Source organism: Pseudonocardia xinjiangensis (assembly GCF_012911925.1).
Taxonomy (GTDB): domain Bacteria; phylum Actinomycetota; class Actinomycetes; order Mycobacteriales; family Pseudonocardiaceae; genus Pseudonocardia; species Pseudonocardia xinjiangensis.
Genome location: NZ_JAAXKY010000001.1, coordinates 71,102 through 91,350, shown reverse-complemented (window position 1 = coordinate 91,350; position 20,249 = coordinate 71,102). Strand labels below are relative to the sequence as shown.

Annotated in this window: 22 protein-coding genes; 16 read left to right on the top strand and 6 right to left on the bottom strand. The window is 70.9% G+C overall.

Translation table 11 applies throughout. The features are described 5' to 3' along the window. Window positions 1–12: 12 nt before the first annotated feature. Window positions 13–477 carry a GNAT family N-acetyltransferase gene (locus tag HF577_RS00425; RefSeq protein ID WP_169393671.1) on the bottom strand — a complete coding sequence of 155 codons (465 nt, stop codon included), beginning with the start codon at window positions 475–477 and terminating at the stop codon, window positions 13–15. 30 nt (window positions 478–507) lie between these two features. Continuing rightward, complete coding sequence (locus HF577_RS00420) at window positions 508–1,131, bottom strand: TetR/AcrR family transcriptional regulator (protein ID WP_169393670.1); 624 nt, start codon at window positions 1,129–1,131, stop codon at window positions 508–510. Between the two features lie 50 nt (window positions 1,132–1,181). Between HF577_RS00420 and HF577_RS00415 the strand changes: the two genes are divergently transcribed. Beyond that, window positions 1,182–2,132, top strand: a complete 951-nt coding sequence (locus tag HF577_RS00415) for an NADP-dependent oxidoreductase (protein WP_169393669.1) — start codon at window positions 1,182–1,184, stop codon at window positions 2,130–2,132. Window positions 2,133–2,220: 88 nt separating this feature from the next. Here the strand turns inward: HF577_RS00415 and HF577_RS00410 are convergent, their stop codons facing one another. After that, the gene (locus HF577_RS00410) at window positions 2,221–2,805 is read right to left on the bottom strand and encodes an O-methyltransferase (protein ID WP_169393668.1); all 585 of its coding nucleotides are present in this window, start codon (window positions 2,803–2,805) and stop codon (window positions 2,221–2,223) included. A 262-nt stretch (window positions 2,806–3,067) separates the two neighbouring features. On the opposite strand from HF577_RS00410, the gene HF577_RS00405 reads away from it, so the two are divergent. From HF577_RS00405 to HF577_RS00385, 5 genes are all read left to right on the top strand, one after another. Beyond that, on the top strand, window positions 3,068–3,712 hold the full coding sequence (locus tag HF577_RS00405) for a CG0192-related protein (protein ID WP_169393667.1): 645 nt from the start codon (window positions 3,068–3,070) through the stop codon (window positions 3,710–3,712). Between the two features lie 166 nt (window positions 3,713–3,878). After that, the gene (locus HF577_RS00400; RefSeq protein WP_169393666.1) at window positions 3,879–4,445 is read left to right on the top strand and encodes a MarR family winged helix-turn-helix transcriptional regulator; all 567 of its coding nucleotides are present in this window, start codon (window positions 3,879–3,881) and stop codon (window positions 4,443–4,445) included. Window positions 4,446–4,602: 157 nt separating this feature from the next. Continuing rightward, window positions 4,603–5,463, top strand: coding sequence for an FAD binding domain-containing protein (locus HF577_RS00395; protein WP_169393665.1), 861 nt, complete (start codon window positions 4,603–4,605; stop codon window positions 5,461–5,463). Further along, window positions 5,460–6,020 carry a (2Fe-2S)-binding protein gene (locus HF577_RS00390; protein WP_169393664.1) on the top strand — a complete coding sequence of 187 codons (561 nt, stop codon included), beginning with the start codon at window positions 5,460–5,462 and terminating at the stop codon, window positions 6,018–6,020. Before HF577_RS00395 ends, HF577_RS00390 begins: the two co-directional genes overlap by 4 nt. Continuing rightward, window positions 6,017–8,302, top strand: a complete 2,286-nt coding sequence (locus HF577_RS00385; protein ID WP_169393663.1) for a xanthine dehydrogenase family protein molybdopterin-binding subunit — start codon at window positions 6,017–6,019, stop codon at window positions 8,300–8,302. The genes HF577_RS00390 and HF577_RS00385 overlap by 4 nt, the downstream gene beginning before the upstream one ends. Before the next feature lie 92 nt (window positions 8,303–8,394). Here HF577_RS00385 and HF577_RS00380 read toward each other — a convergent pair whose 3' ends face one another. Next, window positions 8,395–9,258 carry an alpha/beta fold hydrolase gene (locus tag HF577_RS00380; RefSeq protein WP_312858851.1) on the bottom strand — a complete coding sequence of 288 codons (864 nt, stop codon included), beginning with the start codon at window positions 9,256–9,258 and terminating at the stop codon, window positions 8,395–8,397. Window positions 9,259–9,411: 153 nt separating this feature from the next. On the opposite strand from HF577_RS00380, the gene HF577_RS00375 reads away from it, so the two are divergent. From HF577_RS00375 to HF577_RS00365, 3 genes are all read left to right on the top strand, one after another. After that, on the top strand, window positions 9,412–9,993 hold the full coding sequence (locus HF577_RS00375; RefSeq protein WP_169393662.1) for a TetR/AcrR family transcriptional regulator: 582 nt from the start codon (window positions 9,412–9,414) through the stop codon (window positions 9,991–9,993). Window positions 9,994–10,105: 112 nt separating this feature from the next. Next, a complete protein-coding gene (locus HF577_RS00370; RefSeq protein ID WP_211173578.1) occupies window positions 10,106–10,471 on the top strand; it encodes an alpha/beta fold hydrolase in 366 nt (121 codons plus the stop codon). 33 nt (window positions 10,472–10,504) lie between these two features. Next, on the top strand, window positions 10,505–10,936 hold the full coding sequence (locus HF577_RS00365; RefSeq protein WP_169393661.1) for an SgcJ/EcaC family oxidoreductase: 432 nt from the start codon (window positions 10,505–10,507) through the stop codon (window positions 10,934–10,936). Between the two features lie 2 nt (window positions 10,937–10,938). Here HF577_RS00365 and HF577_RS00360 read toward each other — a convergent pair whose 3' ends face one another. Next, window positions 10,939–11,589 carry an NAD(P)-dependent oxidoreductase gene (locus HF577_RS00360; protein ID WP_211173577.1) on the bottom strand — a complete coding sequence of 217 codons (651 nt, stop codon included), beginning with the start codon at window positions 11,587–11,589 and terminating at the stop codon, window positions 10,939–10,941. Between the two features lie 77 nt (window positions 11,590–11,666). On the opposite strand from HF577_RS00360, the gene HF577_RS00355 reads away from it, so the two are divergent. Together HF577_RS00355 and HF577_RS00350 are read left to right on the top strand one after the other, a co-directional pair. Next, window positions 11,667–12,035, top strand: coding sequence for a winged helix-turn-helix transcriptional regulator (locus tag HF577_RS00355; protein WP_312858850.1), 369 nt, complete (start codon window positions 11,667–11,669; stop codon window positions 12,033–12,035). A gap of 72 nt (window positions 12,036–12,107) precedes the next feature. Next, window positions 12,108–12,470, top strand: a complete 363-nt coding sequence (locus HF577_RS00350) for a TraR/DksA family transcriptional regulator (RefSeq protein WP_169393660.1) — start codon at window positions 12,108–12,110, stop codon at window positions 12,468–12,470. A 22-nt stretch (window positions 12,471–12,492) separates the two neighbouring features. Here the strand turns inward: HF577_RS00350 and HF577_RS00345 are convergent, their stop codons facing one another. Next, the gene (locus HF577_RS00345; RefSeq protein ID WP_312858849.1) at window positions 12,493–12,984 is read right to left on the bottom strand and encodes a helix-turn-helix transcriptional regulator; all 492 of its coding nucleotides are present in this window, start codon (window positions 12,982–12,984) and stop codon (window positions 12,493–12,495) included. A gap of 182 nt (window positions 12,985–13,166) precedes the next feature. Between HF577_RS00345 and HF577_RS00340 the strand changes: the two genes are divergently transcribed. The 5 genes from HF577_RS00340 to HF577_RS00320 all read left to right on the top strand — a co-directional run bounded on the left by HF577_RS00340 (window position 13,167) and on the right by HF577_RS00320 (window position 20,064). Beyond that, window positions 13,167–14,138, top strand: a complete 972-nt coding sequence (locus HF577_RS00340; protein WP_169393659.1) for a LacI family DNA-binding transcriptional regulator — start codon at window positions 13,167–13,169, stop codon at window positions 14,136–14,138. A gap of 87 nt (window positions 14,139–14,225) precedes the next feature. Beyond that, the gene (locus HF577_RS00335; RefSeq protein ID WP_169393658.1) at window positions 14,226–15,500 is read left to right on the top strand and encodes an extracellular solute-binding protein; all 1,275 of its coding nucleotides are present in this window, start codon (window positions 14,226–14,228) and stop codon (window positions 15,498–15,500) included. Continuing rightward, window positions 15,500–16,444, top strand: a complete 945-nt coding sequence (locus tag HF577_RS00330; RefSeq protein ID WP_169393657.1) for a carbohydrate ABC transporter permease — start codon at window positions 15,500–15,502, stop codon at window positions 16,442–16,444. The genes HF577_RS00335 and HF577_RS00330 overlap by 1 nt, the downstream gene beginning before the upstream one ends. Then, window positions 16,441–17,268: a carbohydrate ABC transporter permease gene (locus HF577_RS00325; protein ID WP_169393656.1), complete on the top strand. Its 828-nt coding sequence runs from the start codon at window positions 16,441–16,443 to the stop codon at window positions 17,266–17,268. Before HF577_RS00330 ends, HF577_RS00325 begins: the two co-directional genes overlap by 4 nt. A gap of 9 nt (window positions 17,269–17,277) precedes the next feature. Beyond that, a complete protein-coding gene (locus tag HF577_RS00320; protein WP_169393655.1) occupies window positions 17,278–20,064 on the top strand; it encodes a glycoside hydrolase family 2 TIM barrel-domain containing protein in 2,787 nt (928 codons plus the stop codon). Window positions 20,065–20,249: the final 185 nt, after the last annotated feature.

Below are 20,249 nucleotides of genomic sequence, written 5' to 3'. Positions count from 1 at the left end.
GCGCCGGGGCGCTCACGGCACGGGGCGGACCATGGCGACGCCGAGCGGACCGCGGCCCTTGCCCTCCACGACGAAGCCGGCCCGAGTGTACAGCCGGACCGCGGGGTTGTGGATGTGGACGTTGAGGGCCAGCCGGTCGTAGCCGTGGTGGGCAGCGTGGGCGGCGAGCGCGTCGAGCAGGCAACGCCCGACGCCGTGGCCGCGGTCGGCGGGCGTCACGGCGACGACGATCTCGGGGACCGGCGTGCCGTCGGGTGTCGCGACCAGCAGGGGTGTCCGGAAGTGCCACCAGGCTGCGCCGACGGGATGACCATTGTGGTCGAGCGCCAGGACACTGGTGTCCGGTGCCGGGGGCAGGCCTCTCGCCAGCGTGGGATCGTCGACCGGGGGCAGCGGGCGGCCCTCGATCGCCGAGGCGAGTCGGGCCATCTCGACGATGAACGCCGCGTCGGACGGCTCGCCCGTTCGAACCCGCACGTCGAAGACCGTACAGCCGACTCACCACCGCTAGCGCCGGGAGAGAGGCAGCCGGACGGCCCGTGGAAGCGGCATCGGGACGGGTTGGGCCTGGAACGACTGGATCATCAGCGCGGCGAACCGACGCGAAGCCGCCACCCTCGTCTCGGGTGACTCGGTGCGGATGCCGTCGTTCGCCATCAGCGCCAGGCTCATGTCCTCCAGTACGAAGTCGCTCCGCAGGGCGCCCGCTTCCTTCGCGCGCCTGACCAGGTGGAGCAGCAGGCGCAGTGTGCGGTCGCGGTCGGCGGCGAAGCCCGCCGCGTCGGGGAGCTGCGAGGTGAAGGCGCGGGAGAAGCCTCGGTCGAGGGCGTGCACCTCCATCAGCTTCTGGAGTACCAGGCAGAACCCTTCCCACGGGTCGGCCGCCGCGAGGCCCTCTTCCACGATCGGCGAGCACAGGGTCAGCTGCTCGGCGAAGGCTTCGGCCAGCAATGCTTCCTTGGTCGGGAAATGCCGGTAGACGGTGGCGACGCCGACCTCGGCCCGCCGGGCGATCTCCCGGATCGGCACGTCGAGACCGACGGCGGCGAAGGCTGCGCGAGCGACCACGAGGATGCGCAGGCGGTTGTCGCGGGCGTCCGAGCGGAGCGTCGCTACCACTTGGGTCGTCACCGCTCTCACTTTAGGTAAACGGACGGGGTGCTTCGCTTACGGTCCGGCGCATGAGAGCAATCCAGTTCGTCCGGTACGGACCGCCCGACGTCATGCACGTCGCCGACGTGCAGGCACCGCACGCGGGGCGGGGTGAGATCCGCATCGCGGGGCGGGCCTCCGGAGTCTCGCCTGGCGAGATCCGCGTCCGTTCCGGGGAGATGCGCGACGTGGTGCCCGTGACCTTCCCCTTCCGGACCGGGTTCGACGCCGCGGGCGTGGTGGACGAGGTCGGCGACGGCGTCACGGGCGTGGACATCGGCGACGAGGTGTTCGGCATGACCACGTCGGCCGCCCGCGGCGCCAATGCCGACTTCGCGGTTCTGGCCGCGTGGGCGCCCAAGCCGGCCTCGTGGAGCTGGGAGGAGGCGGGCGGAGCCGCAGGCGCCGTCGAGACCGCTACCCGGGTCCTCGACCGGCTCGCGGTCGGCGCCGGGTACACCGTGCTCGTGCAGGGCGCGGCCGGCGGGGTGGGCACCGTCGCCGTCCAGCTCGCGGTCGCCCGCGGCGCCACCGTCATCGGTACGGCGAGCGAGCACAACCACGACTTCCTGCGCTCCCTCGGCGCGGAGCCGACGACGTACGGGGCGGGGCTTCCCGAACGGGTCCGTGCGCTCGCACCATCCGGAGTGGACGCGGTGTTCGACTGTGCCGGAGGGGCGCTGCCGGACCTCATCGCCATCGCAGGCGACCCGGCCCGCGTGGTGACGATCGCCGACGTCACAGCGGCGGCCCACGGCGTGCACATGTCGCACGGAGCGCCCGCGGACGACACGGCCGCGGTCGTGGGAGCCGCCGCCGACCCGCTGGCGGTGCACGGCCTCGCGATCGCGGTCACGCTCGCCGGCGAGGGTCGGCTGCGGGTGCCGGTCGCGGCGGCGTTCCCGCTCTCCGACGTCGTGGCCGCTCACGAACTGGGCGAGAGCCGCCACGCCCGCGGAAAGATCGTGCTCGTGAACTGACGCGGGCCCGCTCAGATCGGGCGACTCGCCGGCGGGGATCGGGCGACTCGCGGTGAAGAAGGGGGCGACTCGCCCGGGCCGTGCCCGGCTATCCCTCCTTCAGGATCACCAACTCGCCGTTGCCGATCGGGGACAGCGAGCTCAGGTAGCCCGCCGCTGCCCCGACGGCCTCGGTGAAGTCCACGAGCTGGTGGGCGTGGGAGATCGCGTTGTCCACCACGATCAGCCGCCCGGGGGCCACGATCCGCCGCAGGTCGCTCCACCAGCCGACGTACTGGTCGCGGTCGCTGTCGAGGAAGACGAAGTCGTAGCCGGCATCGCCTGCCGACCGGATGACGTCGCCGGCGTCGCCCTCGACCTGCCGGATCCGTGACTCCAGGCCGGCCCGGGCGAAGTTCTGCCGTGCCAGCGCGATCTTGGACGGCGCCTTCTCGACCGTCGTCACCGAGCCCTCGGCGCCCACGGCGTCGGCGAGCCACAGTGTCGAGTAGCCGTTCGACGTGCCGATCTCCAGGACGTTCCGGCTCCCCGTGGCCTTGACCAGCAGGGCGAGGAACACCCCGGTGTCGTGCGTGATGTTCAGCATCCGCCGGCTGCGGTCGTCGGTCGACGCGTCGTTCGCCGACCCGAACTCCTCCAGCTCACCCAGCAGTTCGCGCAGGTCCGGTTCCATGAGGCGTCCTCTCATCGTGATGCGTCACGGACACAGCGGGCGCGGATTCGTCTGCTGCGGCAGCCCGGCCAGCTCGGCGGGCTATGCCCAGGCGCTGCTCACGGTCATGAGTGGGCGTCACCTACCGGGACCCGCACCAGTCGCAGCGTCTCGCGGTCACGGAGAGCGTAGCGGTGACAACCGACGGTGTGGCCGAATTGTCCCGTCCGGATGATCGTGGTTGCTGTGTCCTGCTGTGCGTGTCCGGCAGTAGTTTCCGCTCATGGCCGTGATCCACCGTGTACAGCTGACCCCGACGAAGCGGGACCTGATCGCCGACTGGCTGCCGGCGCGGCCGTGGTCCGGGAGCCCCGGGGCCGGGCAGGTCGAAGCAGTCGGCGCCTATCGGTTCGACGACCCGTCCGGTGTGGTGGGGATCGAGACGCTCCTGGTCCGGACCGCCGACGCACGGCTGTTCCAGGTGCCGCTGACCTACCGCGACGCGCCGTTGGCGGGTGCCGAGGACTTCCTCGTCGGCACCTCGGAGCACTCCGTGCTCGGGCGCAGGTGGATCTACGACGGGTGCGGCGACCCCGTGTACGTCGCCGCCCTCGCGACGGCGATCCTCGGCGGCGGGCGGGAGGCCGCCGAGTGGGTGGAGCAGGCGGACGGCAGCAGTGGGCGCCGGGAGCCCTCCGTCCGCGTGGTCGGCTCCGGTGCCGGGCGCGTCGAGGCTCTGCCGGTCGTCCCGGTGTCGGTCGTGGACGACGGCACCACCACGACGGTCGGTGCGTCCGAGCTCGAGCTCGTGGTGCGGCGCGTCCTCGACGGGCCGGCCGGCGCCGACGACGATGTCGAGACCCTCACCGGGACCTGGCCGGGGAACGCCGAGCCGACCCTGCTGGCGTACGCACGTCGCGTGCCGTAGCCGGCTCGCGACGGGGAGAGGGAGCGCCGTCGCCGAGGTGTCCGGGCAACCGGAGCCGACGCGCTGGACCGAGCCGCGTGGCTGTACGCCGTTCAGGCGGAACCCTATGCTGAGCGAGGTGTCGGATGTTGAGCGGTGAGATAATCCGCCGCCGGGAGGAGACTCGATGGCTCGGCGTGACCCGGTCCGGCCGGACGCGGTCGACGCGATTCTGGAGCAGTGGCGCCGCGAGCTGCCGGATGTCGACGCCACGCCGCTGGCGGTCTTCGGCCGCATCCACCGGGTGTTCCTCCGTTACCACGCCTACGTCACGGACGTGTTCGCCGACTACGGCATCAACGCCGCAGCGTTCGACATCCTCGCCGTCCTGCGCCGGCACGGAGCCCCGTACCGGCAGACCGCAGGCGCGCTGGCGGACAGCTCGCTGATCACGTCGGGCGGCATCAGTCTGCGGGTGGACCGGCTGGAGAAGGCCGGGCTGGTGACCCGGGAGCGGGACGAGGTCGACAAGCGGGTGGTCTACGTCCAGCTCACGGACACGGGCCTGGAGCTGATCGAGAAGGTCGCGGCCGCGCACTTCGCCAACGAGCACACCCTGCTGGTCGGCCTGACGTCGTCCGAACGGCGCCAGCTCGCCCAGCTGCTCAGCAGGCTGGAGCGCTCGCTCGACGTGTACGAGACGATGTCGCGCACCGATGGCCAGGCTGCCGACCGTCTCGATGACGTGGGCTGATCTCTCAGCTCTCAGTGGCGTTCTGACCATTTCCGTCCGAAGTGTCGATTTCGGCAGGCCTCACTTCCGGTTGTTCTGATGTTATCTTGGCGCTAATATATTTAGCGAAGAGGTATTCCGCCCTGTGTCCAGGCTGGACCGGAGAAGGACGTGCGCGATGCGCCTGCAGTCCCGCGGCGCCGGGTTGCTCACCCCGACGCAAGCCGCCCTGCCGCCGTTCGACCTGCTGCGGCCGACGAGCCTGGCCGATGCCCGTGCCGTGCTCGCCGACCGTCCGGAGGCGGTCATCGCTGCGGGCTGCACGGACCTGGTCGCGGCCATCCGCGAGGGTCTCGTGCCCTCGACGCTGGTGTCGCTGCGCAACCTGGACGAGCTGCGGACTGTCGAGCACGACGGCACCGCGCTCCGGATCGGTGCGCTCAACACCCACCACGACGGCTCGGCGCATCCCGTTCTCGGTGCCGCACTCCCGGAACTCGCTGATGCCTGGTCCGCCATCGCGACCGTGCGCATCCGGTTCCGCGCGACGGTCGGGGGCAACCTCATGGCGCGCCGGTACCGCTACGAGATGCCCGTCATCCTCGGTGCGCTGGAGACCGCGATGGAGTTCAGCACCGCGGCGGGGGAGCGGCGCTGCACCGTCGACGAGTTCGTCCGGCGCGATCCGGCCGCACCGGAGGGCCGGACGTTGCTGCACACCCTCTCCGTCGACACGGCATCGCTGGTCGCCTTCCGCTACGACCGGTCCATGCGTCCGGTGACCACGGTGGCGCTGGCCGTCCGCCGATCCCGCGACGGGCTGCGCCTCACCGCGGGGGTCGGCTCGGAGTACCGCCGAGCCGTGCTGGTGCGCACCGACGTCCCGGTGGCCGAGGTGACGGCGATCGATCATGCCGGCGCCGCCCACGAGATGGCTGGGCAGCTGCCCGACCGGGTCGGCGACTACGCGGGCTCGGCGCGCTATCGCCGCCGGATCGTCGAGGTGCTGCTGCGCCGCCAGCTCGAGGCGGCTGCATGAGCCACGACCCGGACGACGAGGTCCCCGCAGGCGCGGCGGTGCCCGTCGACATGATCCTCAACGGCGCCCGCAGGCACGCCGACGTGCCCACGAACACCATGCTGCTCTCCCTGCTGCGCAACGAGTTCGGCCTCACCGGAGTGCGCGGTTCCTGCGAGCGCGGGGTGTGCGGGGTGTGCACCGTGCTGCTGGACGGGAAACCGGTCGCCTCGTGCTCGCTGTTCGCGTTCGACGTCGACGGCGCCACCGTCGAGACCATCGAGGGCCAGCGCGACGGCGACGCCCTGGGCCCGGTGCAACAGGCCTTCGCCGAGTGCGGCGGATTCCAGTGCGGTTACTGCACCCCCGGCATGATCATTCTGACCACCGCGCTGCTGCGCAGCGAGGCCAAGCCGAACCGCGACGAGATCCGACGCTGGATCGGCTCCAACATCTGCCGCTGCACCGGATACGAAATGATCATGGAATCGGTGGAGCGGGCCGCGGAGACGCTCGCAGCCGAGTCCGGTGAACCCGGTGAGGACCCCGACACCGAAGGGGAGGAAGAGCGCTCGTGACCGAGGTCGTCGGACACAACGCGCCGCGCCGGGACGCGCGGGCCAAGGTCACCGGCAGCGCCCGGTACGGCTACGACGTCGCACTGCCCGGCATGCTGCACGCGAAGGTGCTGCGCAGCCCGCACGCCCACGCCAGGGTGGTGTCCATCGACACCAGCGCCGCTGACGCCCTTGACGGCGTCGCGGCGGTCCTCACCCGTGACCGGCTGGGCGCGATGATGACCACGTTCGGCTCCCTGATCAAGGACCAGCCGGTCGTCGCGGTGGACACCGTCCGTTACGTCGGTGACGTGGTCGCCGCCGTCGCCGCCGTCGACGAGCGCACGGCGCTGGCCGCACTGGACCTCATCGACGTCACCTACGAGCTGCTGCCCACGGTCGCCGACATCGCCGAGGCACTGGCCGAGAACGCGCCGGAGCTGTTCCCGGAGGAGCCGCCCGGCTTCACCCCGCACTACGGTCCCGGCGCCCACGCCACCCTCCGGCCCGCCCGCAACGTCAGCTTCGAGTACGGCCACACCACGGGCTCACCGGACGCCTGGGACGACTGCGACCACATCTTCACCGACACCTTCCACTTCCCCCGGATGCACCACATGCATCTGGAGCCGTACGTGAGCGTCTCGACCGCGGCCGCCGACCGGCTGGAGGTGTGGACCAGCAACCAGATGCCGTTCCAGCTGCGCCAGGAGCTGGCGAGGCTGTTCAGCGTGGCGGAGAGCGTGGTGCGCGTCCACGGCGAGTACATCGGCGGTGGTTTCGGCGGCAAGAGCAACTGCCGCACCGAGCACATCGGGTTGCGCCTGTCGCAGCTGGCCGGTGGCCGTCCGGTCCGGTTCTGCATGACGCTGGAAGAGGCGTTCCTGACCATCAGCCAGCACAAGGCGACGCTCACCCTGAAGACCGGCATCAAGGCGGACGGGACCTTCGTCGCCCGGCAGAGCACGGTGCTGCTGGACGCCGGCGCCTACTCCGAGTACAGCCCGTTCGTCGCCGAGAAGGCCGGGTACCGGATGCCCGGTGCCTACCGCTGGCAGCACATCGACACCACGTGCTGGACCGTGCACACGAACACCGTCCCCGCAGGTGCCTTCCGCGGGTTCGGCGGCACGCAGGCCACCTGGGCCAACGAACGGCAGCTCGACCTGATCGCGCAACGGCTCGGCATCGACCCGTTCGACCTGCGCTGCAGGAACATGCTCGACCTGGGCGAGCAGACCGTGCCCGGCGAGAGGCCGATCGACAGCGACCTCAAGCTCGGTCTCGACCTCGTCGCCGACGCGATCCGGTACCACGCCCGGCCCCACGTCCCCGGCCGTGGCATCGGCATCGCCATGGCGTGCAAGGACGGCGGTGGCATGAACAAGCTCGCGCAGGCCCGGGTGAAGATCGACGTCAACGGCAACGTCTACCTGGCCGCGGGCCTGACCGAGATGGGGCAGGGCGGCCACAGCGCGCTCAGCCAGATCGCCGCCGACGTGCTGGGCACCGAGCCGGCCAGGGTCCGTTTCACGGACGTGGACACCGACTACTCACCGTTCGACTCCGGCACCAACTCCTCCTCCGGCATCGTGGTGACCGGCCGGGCCGTGGCCGAAGCCGCCGAGCGGGCGCGCCGGCAGGTGCTGGAGTTCGCGGCGGAGTCGCTGGATCTGCCCGTCGAGCAGCTCGACCTGCGGGACTGGCAGGTCATCGCCGACGGGGTGGGCCACCCGCTGCCCCCCATGATCCAGCAGGTGTACGGCGGCACCGGGTTCGAGTTCAGCGCCGAGGGGCAGTACAAGGCGGCCTTCTCCTCGGAGACACCGTTCGAGACCCAAGCCGCGTTCTGGGAGATCGGCTGGGCTGCGGCCGAGGTCAAGGTCGACGTCGAGACCGGCAAGGTCGACGTGCTGCAACTGGTGATCAGTGGCGACGCCGGCAAGGTCATCAACCACCTCGGCGCCCGCGGGCAGGACGAGGGCGCCGCCGTGATGGGACTCGGCCAGGCGCTGTTCGAGGAACTGCGCTACGAGGGCACGGACCTGCTCAACGGGGAAGCGCTGAACTACCGCGTGCCGATGGCCGACGATCTGCCCGCCTCGTTCGTGAGCATCACTCAGGAGCAGGGCCACGGCTCCGGGCCGTTCGGGTCCAAGGGGCTCGGCGAGGGCGGCATGCTGCCGGTTCCGCCCGCCATCGCCGCGGCGATCGCCGACGCGGTCGGCGTGCAGCTCACGGAGCTGCCGATGACTCCCGAACGCGTGCTCGACGCCATCGACCGCCGTCACGTCACGATCTGACGGCGGTGGGGTGAGTCCCGTGCCCCCGCCCTTCTCGGAACAGCTGGACCGCGCGGGCGTTCGCCATCTTTGGCTGGCGAACGTCCCGGGTATCAGGCGGCGAGGAAGTTCCTCACCTGCGTGACGAACTCCTCGGCGTGCTGGAACAGGAACCCGTGGCCCGCGTCGCTGTAGAGCACGAGGACGGCCGACTCGAGGTGCTGCGTCGCGACGTACGACGCGAGGGCCGGGATCATAACGTCATGGGCGTCGTTGGCGTACAGGACGGGCTGCGTGATGCTCTCCAGGTTCGCCCGGACCTGGTCGAACGGGATCGACTGGAGTTTGGCGACCGCGACGAGCTGGCCCTTCGCGGCGGCATCCGAGATCTGGGGGCCGCCGGCGGCCAGGCGGGTGGACACCTTAGCGAGGTGCTCGCGTCCCGCTGCGCGGGCTCGGTCGGTCTCGGGGAAGAACAGGTACAGCAGGTCGTCCGGGGCGCCCCCGCCCGGCTTGGCCATGATCTCGCGGACCTTGTCGCTCATGGGCGGCGCGCCGGGCACGGGGGCGCCCGGGCTGCTGCCGGCCACGATCAGCTTGCGCACCAGCGCGGGGCGGCGCAGTACCACCTGCTGGGCCACGATGCCGCCCAGTGACCAGCCGAGCAGATCGATCTGCGTCAGGCCGAGTGCCTCGACGAACTCGATCGCGCCGTCGGCGAACCCCTCGACGGCGTCGCGTGGTTCGCCGGTGGTGTAGCCGATCCCGATGTTGTCGAAGACGATGTCGTCGTGATCGGCGGCCAGATGGTCGAGGAACTCCGGGTCCCACCAGTCGTTCCGCGGAACCGGTTGAGCAGGACGAGGGGGACGCCGCCCCGCGGGCCCATGCGCCGGTAGGTGAACCGGGCGGAGGGGCCCGCGACGGAGAGGTCTTCGGCCGCGTCGGCCAGCTAGGTGCTCATGGCGGGGGTTCACTTCCTTGCCGGATGTGGCGAGCGAGACGTACGGCGCCGGATGGGTGAGTGGTGGACGACGCCATCACCTCACGCTTTGAAGTATGATCGTAATGCTATAGAGGCCGCGACGCACAGGCAAGCGGTTGTTGCTGGGGAGTGGAGGTAGGCGGTCATGCGGTACGGGAAAGACCACAAGCAGGCCACGCGGCAGCGGATCGTCGAGGCGGCCGGGCGCCGGTTCAAGAGGGACGGCATCGACGGTTCCGGGGTCGCGAGCCTCATGGCGGATGCGGGGCTGACCAACGGTGCCTTCTATGCCCACTTCGCCTCGAAGGAGGACCTGGTCGCCACCGCGGTCGCCGACCAGCTACGAGCGCAGGGACAGCAGTTCACGGAGCTGGCGTCCGGCGGGGGAGCGGAGCAGATCGTGCGGTCGTACCTCTCGGTCCGGCATCGGGACAACCCGGAGGAGGGTTGCCCGTCGGCTGCCCTGCTCGACGAGATCGGGCGCTGCAGTGACGGCACCAGACGGGCATATACCGATGGCTTGCTGGCCACCATCGACGCCATCCTCGCCCGTTCTGCACCGGACGATCTGCAGGCGGCGCGGGCGAGGACGCTCAGCGTCTTCGCCACGATGGTCGGGACGCTGCAACTGTCCCGCGCACTGGCCGACCGGGATCTCGCAGACGCGGTCCTGGAGCAAGGTCTCCGCAACGTCCTCGCGTTGTTGGGCCTCGAACAACGGGGCTGACGCCGCCGGCTCACCCGGGACGACGTTGCGCGGTCGGACGTTCGCGGACGATCTGGTGATCGAGCGAGCTGAGGAAATCGGAGAACGCCCTGTCGGCGCCGGTGGCCCGGGGTTGACCGAGGACGTCGCCGCGGTGCGGCAGGTGCTGCAGGACAGCGACGAGCCCACCGTCGTGGTCGCCCACAGCTACGGCGGCATCGTGACGGCAGAGGCGGCTGCGGGTGTGGCGTCGGTGCGCCACCTGCTGCTGATCTCCAGCTACCTGCCTGAGGTCGGGCAGAGCCTGTCCGAGTTCGGCGACGGCACCCCCGCGCCGTTCCTCGACGTCGACCTCGCCGCCGGGACGTTCGGGGTTCGCCCCGAGCTGCTGGTGGACACGTTCCTGCAGGACTGCGACGCCGTTCCTGTCACAGCCCGCCGCGGTCCGCGACCTCCTGCTGAGCCTGGAGAACGAGACGGGGCCTGGTTCCGCCGTTGACCTGAAGCCGAGTTGAGGGCCGACGATCTTTGCATGACCGCACCCCGTATCGAGGACAACTCGCTCGACCACACCGCAGACGTCGAGGCGATCCGCCAGGTGATCGCCGACGTCGAGAAGGGCTTCAACGACAACGACGCCGACCTGCTGGTCGAGCACTTCGCCGAGAACGGCTCGGCCGTCTCCGTGAACGGGCGGCAGCTCGACGGCCGCGACATGATGCTCGAGGTGAGCAGGGCTGCGCTCGCGGGACCGTTGCGCGACGAGCGCGCCCGCTACCGGCTCGCGGACGTGGTCTTCGTGCGGCCCGACGTCGCCGTGGCGCACAAGCACGCGTGGGCGACGGACGCGGCAGGTGAGCCGGTCGACGTGGGCCATGCGATGAGCGCCCTGTACGTGCTGACCAAGGAGGGTGAGCGGTGGTGGGTGGTGGCGCGGCAGAACACCCTCGTGCCTGGTTCCTGATGCTAGGGGCCGACGGCGACCAGTGCCCGGTGGTGGCGGGGGGTGTCGATCTCGTCGAGCAGGGCGACGGCGAGATCGGCGTAGGAGAACGGGGCGCCGGTACCGGGCGGCGACAGCAGCCGCGTTCCGCCGGTCCGGTACCGGCCGGTGCGCGCGGCCGTCTCGTCCAGGACGACCACGGGTGGGGCGAGCACGACCCAGTCGAGGTCGGGCGCGGCGGCCAGGACGTCGAGCTGGGCGACGTGGCCGAGGGCGAAGTCGCGGTGCGCGGCCGGGAAGCCGGGAGCGTCCAGCAGCCGTTCGCCCGGCGCCACCTCGAGCACCGGCCCCATGCCCACCAGGACGAGCCGGGACACGCCCGCCTTCGCCAGCCCGGCCACGAGAGCCTCGGTCGCCGCCGTGTAGAAGTCGACGGCCGGGACGTCGAGGCGCGCGGCCGCGGTGACGGCGGCGTCGTGCCCGGCGGCGACGGCCGCGACGCTCGTGGGGTCGGTGACGTCGCCGGCCACGACGCTGACGCCGGCGCGACCCGGACCGTGGTGGGCGTCGGGGTCCCGCACGACCGCCGTGACCTCGTGGCTGCGGCCCACCGCCTCCTCGACCGTCCGCCGACCAGCGCGTCCACCTGCTCCGAAGATCACGATCCGGCTCATGGGCAGGACGCTAGGCGCCACGGGTGCGGTTCCCGCAACGGTAGTGGCGCCGACCTGCGCCGACGTAGGGTCGGACGGTGCGTGAGCCCCTGGATCCTGCGCTGTTCACGGCTTGCGCCGACCACATGCCGTTCCCCGTCCGGGTCGGCGACAAGTGGACGGCGAAGATCCTCGTCTGTCTCCGCGACGGGCCGCGCCGGTTCTCGGAGCTGCAGGTGCCGCTCGCGCGCGTCACGCCGAAGGTGCTGACCGAGTCGCTGCGCGCGATGGAGCGCGACGGCATGATCACGCGAACCGTCTACGACGAGATGCCGCCGCGGGTCGAGTACGAGCTGACCCCGCTCGGGCACACGCTCTTCGAGCCGCTCGCCGCGAGCTGCGCGTGGAACGCCGAACACGGGGAAGCGGTGGCGCGTGCTCGCGAGGAGCACGCCCAGCGCGTCTGAACGCCTGACTCGCGCCGGGCGCGCCGTGATCGCTGCGCGGAACGGTGGTGCGACCCCGCCCGTTCCACCGGTATGGACGGACGGGACGTCTCGGCGCGGCTCGCCGCGGAGCGGGCGGAGACGGCGGACCGGATCGCTGCGCTGGAGCGGCAGGTCGAGGGGATGGCCGAGCAGCAGGCGTTCGATACGCACGATGACGAGCACGACCCGGAGGGCGTGACGATCGCGGTCCAGCGTGCGCAGGTGCTGGGTCTGCTGGCGGGCGCCCGCCGGGACCTCACGGCTCTGGGCCGGGCGGCGGACCGCGTGGCGGCCGGTACCTACGGCCGGTGCGTGTCGTGCGGGCGCGACATCGGCGAGGCACGCCTGGAGGCGGTGCCCGCGGCCGAGACGTGCATCCGCTGCGCGGAGAGCCGGTCCCGCCGCCCGCGATGACGGACTCCCGCGGTGACTCGTCTCAGGTGCCGGCAGAGGTTCGGTAGCGGCCCGGGGTCGTCCCGATGATGGTGGTGAAGGCCGCGATGAAGCTGCTGGGGTTGGCCCATCCGCAGGCGGAGGCGGTTCGGATGGTGTCGTGGCCCTCGGCGAGGAGCACGAGCGCGTGGTGGACGCGTAGCTGGGTGCGCCACTCGTAGAAGGTCATGCCGAGCTCGTTGTTGAACAGCCGGCTGAGGGTGCGGCTGCTGGCTCCGATCGTCTTCCCGAGTTCGGCCAGCGTGGCGTTGTCCGCAGGCGACTCCTGCAGCATCCGGGCGATGGCCTGCAGCCGGTCGTCGCGTGGTTCGGGCAGGTGCAGTGGCTGTTCGGGTGCTTCGCGGAGCTCATCGACCAGGACTCGGAGGAGGCGGGAGCGCGCGGAGCGGCTGCGGCCGGGCGCGGTGCCGTCGTGGTTGTGGGGGCCGGTCAGGGCGAGCAGGACCTCGCGGGCGAGGCCGGAGGCCAGGAACACGGCGGGATGGTCCGGGACGAGCCGGGCGAGGGAGGGCGCGAGAAAGACGATCCAGGGCGACCGCGATCTGCGTAGAGGTGATGACCGACGTCGGATCGCGTCCTGCCGGTCCGGGGAGGATCGCGCGGCGGGTCGTGCCCGGCGCCGGCTGCTAGCGTCACCTCCCGCGTGAAGGAGGACCGATGGCCGGCAAGCGGGTGACGATCCGCGACGTCGCCATTTCGGCGGGGGTGTCGTACCAGACCGTGTCGCGGGCGCTCAACGACAAGCCTGAGATCGACGCGACCACCAAGGAGCGGGTGCTCGACGCCGCGCGCGAGCTCGGCTTCCGGCCCAGCAGGTTCGCCCGCGCGCTGGTCCGGCAGGACACGACGTCCGTCGGGCTGGTCATCCCGGACCTGCTGAACCCGTTCTTCACCGAGGTCGCCTCGGCCGCGCTGGAGGCGGCCAGGAAGCGCGGCTGGCACGTGGTCGTCTACGACACCGCGGGCGACGGTGAGCAGGAGCTCGGCACGCTCGAGGTGATCGGCTCGCAGGTCGACGCGATCGTCGGGTACCTGAACGCTCCCGCCGACGTCGTCGCCCGGTACACGGGCGGCATCCCCGTGGTCTACATCGGACGGGAGAGCGCGGGTGCGAGCTTCGGTTCGATCCGGGTGGACGGTGAGGCCGGGATCCACGCTGCCGTCGCTCACCTCGTGGCGGGCGGCAGGTGCCGGATCGGCATGCTCGACCACGAGCACGCGGCGCCGAGCGCGCGCAGCCGCTGGTACCTCGACGCGCTGCGTTCGCACGGGCTGAGCGGCTGGGTGCTCGGCGCCGGGCAGTCGGTGGAGGGCGGGGAGATCGGTGTCGCGGCGCTGCTCGACGCGCACCCTGATCTCGACGGCCTGCTCACCTACAACGACGTCATCGCGATCGGCGCCGTCCGCAGGGCCAGGATGCTCGGGCGCCGGGTGCCCCAGGACTGCGCGGTGATCGGGTTCGACGGCGTGCAGATCGGCAGCCTCGTCGAACCGCCGCTGTCCACGGTCCGCATCGACACGCGGCAGCTCGGGGCGCTGGCCGTCGAGCAGGTGGCCACGCTGCTGGCCGGCGCGACCCCCGAGGTCACGACGATCACGGGCACGCTCGTGCTGCGCGGAACGGCCTGAGCGCTCTCCTTGACAGTGGATCGACGCGGTCCCACACTCTCCGTGACCGGTCACGTGACCGGTCACGGCATCGTCGCCGGAGGTGTGATGACTGCACTGACCCGCCGCCGTTTCCTGGCGGCAGGCGCTCTCGCATTCGCGCTCGCCGGGTGCGCGAGCCCGAGGACCGCGAGCCCCGGGAAGCTCACCCTCTGGTACTGGACCCGCGGCCTCTCGCCCGCCGTGCTCGACGAGGCCGCCGTGCGCTTCGCCGGCGCCGGGTTCGACCCCGCCAACGTCAGCCACGACCTGCGCCACAAGCTGCTCGCGACGATGTCCGGCGGTGCCTACCTGCCGGACATGACGATGCTCAACGACGACATCGCCGGGTACTTCGGCGACGCCGACCAGTTCGTCGACCTCAACACGATGGGCGCGCAGCGGCTCCGCGGCGACTACCTGCCGTGGAAGTGGGAGGCCGGCACCACGCCGGACGGGCGGCTGCTCGGGTTCCCCGTCGACACCGGGCCCGCCGCGCTGTTCTACCGCCACGACCTGTTCGCGCAGGCCGGGATGCCGAGCGAGCCCGACGACGTCGCCCGTGCCGTGGCGACGTGGGAGGACTACTTCGCGTTCGGCGAGGAGCTGCAGAGAGCGCTCCCCGGCCGGTACCTGATCACCGACGCCAAGACCGTCTTCACGTACTCGATGGCGCAGGAGCCGCGCAAGTACATGGACCGCCAAGGGCGGTTCATCGGCGACGAGGAGCCCGTCAGGCGCGCGTGGGAACGGGCGCTGAGCGCCGTACGCAAGGGCCTGACGGCCGGCTACTTCGACAACGGGAGCACCACGGGCTCCGTCGACCGGCACGCCGCGTGGACCAACGGCACGGAGCTCAGCCTCGTCAACGCTTCGTGGATCACCGGCGAGATCAAGGAGTCGGCGCCGACCACCGCGGGAGCGTGGCGCCTGTGCCGCAGCCCCGGCGGGCCCGGCAACCAGGGCGGTTCGTTCATCGCGATCACCCGGTACTGCCCGCAGCCGCAGGCGGCGTTCGAGATCGTCAGCTGGCTGCTCTCGCCCACCAACCAGGCGCGCCACTACGCCGACGTCGGGATCTTCCCCTCGGCGCCGGCCGCGTTCACCGACGTCACCGCCCGGCAGCCCGACCCGTTCTTCGGCGGCCAGATCACGGCCGACGTGTTCGGTGAGTCGGCGAAGGGCGTGCAGCCTGCCTACTTCAGCCCGTGGGACATCGACATCAGCAACTGCTTCACCGACGAGCTGGTCAACGTGGAGTCGGCGGGCAAGGACCCACAGCAGGCGTGGCGCGACGCCCGCTCCGCGATCGACCGGCTCCTGCAGCGATCGGGGGTGTTGTGATGACGGATCTGCTCCCGCGCAAAGCGCCGAGCGCGCCGGCTGTTGCGCAGGTTCCGCAGCGGCGGCGGTTCCGCCACCTTCCGCAGTACCTCGCCATATCGCCGTTCTACATCCTGTTCCTCGTCTTCGGCGCGTACCCGGTGTTCTACTCGCTGTACCTCGCGCTGCACCGCTGGGACGGCATCGGGCCGATGCAATGGATCGGGCTCGACAACTTCGCGTTGCTGGTCACCGACGCCGAGTTCTGGAACGCGATCGGCAACACGTTCATCATCTGGGTGATGTCGACGGTGCCGATGACGGTGCTGGCACTGCTCATCGCGCTCGGGTTGAACTCCTCGATCCGTTTCAAGGGGCTGTACCGGATCGCGTACTTCATGCCCAACGTGACCTCGGTCGTCGCCATGGCGATCGTGTTCAGCTCGGTGTTCTCCACCGAGTTCGGCATCCTCAACTCGTTCCTCAGCGCGATCGGCCTCGACCCGGTCGGCTGGCTCACCGATCCGTGGGGCATCAAGGTCGCCATCTCGGTGATGATCATCTGGCGGTGGGTCGGCTACAACGCGATCATCTTCCTGGCCGGACTGCAGGCGATCCCGGCCGACATCTACGAGGCCGCCCGCATCGACGGGGCCGGGCCGGTGCAGACGTTCTTCCGCGTCACGCTCCCGCTGCTGCGGCCGGTGATGCTGTTCTCCGTGGTGATGTCGGCGATCAACGGGATGCAGGTCTTCACGGAGGCGCAGGTGCTGGTGGGCGACCGCGGCGGCGTGCAGGACGCCGGCACCACGATGGTCCTCTACTTCTACAACATGGCCTTCCTCGAGAACGACTTCGGTTACGGGGCCGCGATCGCCTGGGGGATCTTCGTCGTCGTCGTGATCTTCGCGATCATCAACTGGCGGCTGATCCAGCGCCCCGAGCGCGCGGAGGTCTCCCGATGACCCCGTCGCTGCGGGTCAAGCTGCTGGGCGGCGGGCTGCTGGCCGTCGGCGCGGTGATCACGCTGTTCCCCTACTACTGGCTCGCCGTGATGGCGACCAACACGACGTCGGACATCTTCACGACACCACCCAAGCTGACGTTCGGCTCGCACCTGTTCGACAACCTCGCCGAGGTCTTCGCCAGCATCGACTTCTTCGGTTCGCTGCTGAACACCGTGATCGTCGCGGTGGCGACCACCGTGCTGGTGCTGTTCTTCGACTCGCTCGCCGCGTTCACGTTCGCGAAGTACCGTTTTCCCGGCCGGAACGTGCTGTTCGGGATCCTGCTCGCCACCTTCGTGGTGCCCACCCAGCTCGCGGCGATCCCGCAGTTCTCGATCATGGCGACGCTCGGGTGGGTCGGCGACCTCAAGGCGTTGATCATCCCGGCCGCCGCCAACGCGTTCGGCATCTTCTGGATGCGCCAGTACTGCGCGAGCGCGCTGCCCGACGAACTGCTGGAAGCAGCGCGGATGGACGGCTGCGGGTTCTTCCGGACGTACTGGAACGTGGCACTGCCCGTGCTGCGCCCGGCGCTCGCGTTCCTGGGGATCTTCACGTTCATCAGCGCGTGGAACGACTACCTGTGGCCGCTGATCATCATGGTCGACTCGCGCAACCTCACCCTGCAGGTCGCGCTCTCCCAGCTGAACGGGGTGTACGGCACCGACTACAGCCTGGTGATGGCGGGCACGCTGCTGGCGATCCTGCCCCTGCTCGTCGTGTTCCTCATCGGTTCCCGCCACTTCATCAAGAACATCGCCGCCGGCGCCGTGAAAGGCTGAGCTGCCCGCATGTCCTACATCGACGACCCGGCACCGGGCCACGGTGCCCGCCCGGCTCGTGCCTGGTTCAGCTCCGACGCGCCGTCGCTCGATCTGGGCGGGCAGTGGCGCTTCCACCTCTCGCCGAGCGCGGCGGCCGCGCCCGACGGCGTCGAGCGCGAGGACTTCGACGACTCCGGCTGGTCGCTGCTGCCGGTGCCGTCCCACTGGCAGCTGCACGGGCACGGCAGCCCCGCGTACACCAACGTCGCCTACCCGTTCCCGATCGACCCGCCCTTCGTCCCGTCGGAGAACCCGACCGGCGACCACCGCCTCGTGTTCGACGTCCCGCAGGAGTGGGCCGGGCTCGCGGCACTGCTGCGGTTCGACGGGATCGACTCGTGCGGGCGCGTGTGGCTCAACGGCACGGAGCTCGGCGTCACGCGGGGGAGCAGGCTGGCGACCGAGTTCGACGTGAGCGCGGTGCTGCGGACGGGCCCCAACGTACTCGTCGTGCGTGTGCACCAGTGGTCGTCGGGCAGCTACCTCGAGGACCAGGACATGTGGTGGCTCTCGGGGATCTTCCGCGACGTCACGCTCGTCGCGCGGCCGGCAGGCGGCATCGACGACTACTGGCTGCGCGCCGACTACGACCACACCACCGGCCACGGCCTGCTGCGCGTGGAGACCGCGGCGCCTGCCCGGCTGTCGGTTCCTGAGCTGGGCATCGTCGACAGGGCCGTCGACGAGCCGATCGAGGCCGGCGTGGTGGAGCCGTGGAGCGCCGAGAGCCCCCGCCTCTACGACGGCACCCTCGCCACGGACACCGAGCGGGTGCCGGTGCGGATCGGGTTCCGCACCGTCGCGATCACCGACGGCCGGATCACGGTCAACGGCCTGCCGATCATGTTCCGGGGCGTGAACCGGCACGAGTTCCACCCCGAGCACGGGCGGGCCGTCCCGTACGAGACGGCGCGGGCCGACGTCCTGCTGATGAAGCAGCACAACATCAACGCCGTCCGGACCAGCCACTACCCGCCGCACCCGGCGTTCCTGGCCCTGTGCGACGAGCTGGGGCTCTGGGTTGTCGACGAGTGCGACCTGGAGACCCACGGGTTCAGCGCGGTCGGCTGGGAGCGCAACCCGACCGGCGACCCGCAGTGGCGCGACGCCTGCCTCGACCGGATGGCCCGGACGGTCGAGCGCGACAAGAACCGGCCGAGCGTGATCATGTGGTCGCTCGGGAACGAGGCCCACACCGGCAAGAACCTCGCCGACATGGCGGAGTGGGTCCACCGGCGCGACCCCACCCGCCCGGTGCACTACGAGGGCGACCGCGCGTGCGAGTACGTCGACGTCCACAGCCGGATGTACGCGAGCCACGCCGAGGTCGAGCAGATCGGGCGTGCCGGCGGGATGCCGTTCGTCCAGTGCGAGTACGCCCACGCGATGGGCAACGGCCCGGGCGGCCTGCTGGAGTACCGCGAGCTGTTCGAGCGGTATCCGACCTGCCACGGCGGCTTCGTGTGGGAGTGGATCGACCACGGCATCGCCCGGCGTGACGCCCGGGGCCGCGAGTACTTCGCCTACGGCGGCGACTTCGGCGAGCCGATCCACGACGGCAGCTTCGTCATAGACGGCCTGCTCTTCCCCGACCGCACACCGTCGCCCGGGCTGCTCGAGCTCGCGAAGGTCATCGAGCCGGTGCGGATCTCGCAGTGCTCGGAGGGCCTCACGATCGAGAACCACCACGACGTCATCGGGCTCGACCATCTGACGTTCACGTGGGTGCTGGAGGAGGAGGGGGAGCCGCGGGCGTCCGGCGTGCTGGACGCGCCCGAGGTCGCACCGGGCGCGTCGGTCTGCATGCCGCTGCCGCAGCTGCCCGCCACGTCGCGCGAGTCGTGGCTCACCGTCACCGCGGCACTGGCCGAGGACGCGCCGTGGGCCGCGGCCGGGCACGTCGTCGGGTGGGGGCAGGTGCCGGTGAGCGCGACCGCCTCCGGAGTCCCGGGCGGCAAGGTTGCGCAGTCCCGGACGTTCGCCGCTCCCGTGTTCGACCCCGTCGATGGCACGCTGCGTGAGCTCGGCGGATACCCCGTCGCGGGGCCGCGGCTGGACCTGTGGCGCGCCCCGACGGAGAACGACGAGCCGGTGGAGGCGAAGGCGTGGCGGGCCGCCGGCCTGCACCGCCTCCAGCACCGCGTGATCAGCGTCGAGCACGCCGCGGACGAGGTCGTGGTGCGCAGCAGGGTCGCGCCGCCCGCGCAGGCGTTCGGGATGTTCGCCACCTACCGCTGGACGGTCGCGCCGGACGCGGTGCACCTGCACCTCGACGTGGAGCCGGAGGGGGAGTGGCCCGCCACCCTGCCCCGGCTCGGCCTGCGGATGGCCCTGCCCGCCGCGCTGGACCGCGTCACGTGGTTCGGGCTCGGGCCCGGCGAGGCGTACGCCGACAGCCGGCAGGCCGTGAGAGTGGGCCGGTTCAGCTCGACCGTCGACGAGATGCAGACCCCGTACGTCGTCCCGCAGGAGAACGGGAACCGCGCGAACGTCCGGTGGGCGACGCTCACCGGAGCCGACGGGCGGGGCCTGCGGATCGAGGGCAGCCCGACGTTCGAGCTCACGGCCCGGCGCTGGACCAGCGAGGAGCTGGCGGAGGCCCGGCACGCGGCCGAGCTCGTGCCCGGCCCGCTGGTGCACCTGAACCTCGACATCGCGCAGAACGGGCTCGGCACCGAGTCGTGCGGCCCGGGTGTGCTGCCGCGATACCAGCTGCACGCACACCCGGCGACTTTCCAGCTCACCTTCCGCTGACATTACGGGCGTTTCGGAGCCGTGCTGCTACCGGAAAGGGGCCATAACAGCACTACGGCTCCGAAAGCTTACGACTCCGAAACGCGGGCGTGGTGGACACCACCGACCGTGACACAAAACCTGACGGTATACCTGTAGTACAGGCACCGGAGAGGTTCGAGCCCAGGGCAAGCGTCCAGTACCTC

Coding starts and splice junctions, on each gene's coding strand:
- HF577_RS00400 (WP_169393666.1), top strand. CDS start 3,879: ATGGCTCGGCGTGACCCGGTCCGGCCGGACGCGGTCGACGCGATTCTG.
- HF577_RS00415 (WP_169393669.1), top strand. CDS start 1,182: ATGAGAGCAATCCAGTTCGTCCGGTACGGACCGCCCGACGTCATGCAC.
- HF577_RS00335 (WP_169393658.1), top strand. CDS start 14,226: ATGACTGCACTGACCCGCCGCCGTTTCCTGGCGGCAGGCGCTCTCGCA.
- HF577_RS00325 (WP_169393656.1), top strand. CDS start 16,441: ATGACCCCGTCGCTGCGGGTCAAGCTGCTGGGCGGCGGGCTGCTGGCC.
- HF577_RS00390 (WP_169393664.1), top strand. CDS start 5,460: ATGAGCCACGACCCGGACGACGAGGTCCCCGCAGGCGCGGCGGTGCCC.
- HF577_RS00410 (WP_169393668.1), bottom strand. CDS start 2,805: ATGGAACCGGACCTGCGCGAACTGCTGGGTGAGCTGGAGGAGTTCGGG.
- HF577_RS00395 (WP_169393665.1), top strand. CDS start 4,603: ATGCGCCTGCAGTCCCGCGGCGCCGGGTTGCTCACCCCGACGCAAGCC.
- HF577_RS00350 (WP_169393660.1), top strand. CDS start 12,108: ATGGACGGACGGGACGTCTCGGCGCGGCTCGCCGCGGAGCGGGCGGAG.
- HF577_RS00340 (WP_169393659.1), top strand. CDS start 13,167: ATGGCCGGCAAGCGGGTGACGATCCGCGACGTCGCCATTTCGGCGGGG.
- HF577_RS00405 (WP_169393667.1), top strand. CDS start 3,068: ATGGCCGTGATCCACCGTGTACAGCTGACCCCGACGAAGCGGGACCTG.
- HF577_RS00375 (WP_169393662.1), top strand. CDS start 9,412: ATGCGGTACGGGAAAGACCACAAGCAGGCCACGCGGCAGCGGATCGTC.
- HF577_RS00320 (WP_169393655.1), top strand. CDS start 17,278: ATGTCCTACATCGACGACCCGGCACCGGGCCACGGTGCCCGCCCGGCT.
- HF577_RS00330 (WP_169393657.1), top strand. CDS start 15,500: ATGACGGATCTGCTCCCGCGCAAAGCGCCGAGCGCGCCGGCTGTTGCG.
- HF577_RS00365 (WP_169393661.1), top strand. CDS start 10,505: ATGACCGCACCCCGTATCGAGGACAACTCGCTCGACCACACCGCAGAC.
- HF577_RS00360 (WP_211173577.1), bottom strand. CDS start 11,589: ATGAGCCGGATCGTGATCTTCGGAGCAGGTGGACGCGCTGGTCGGCGG.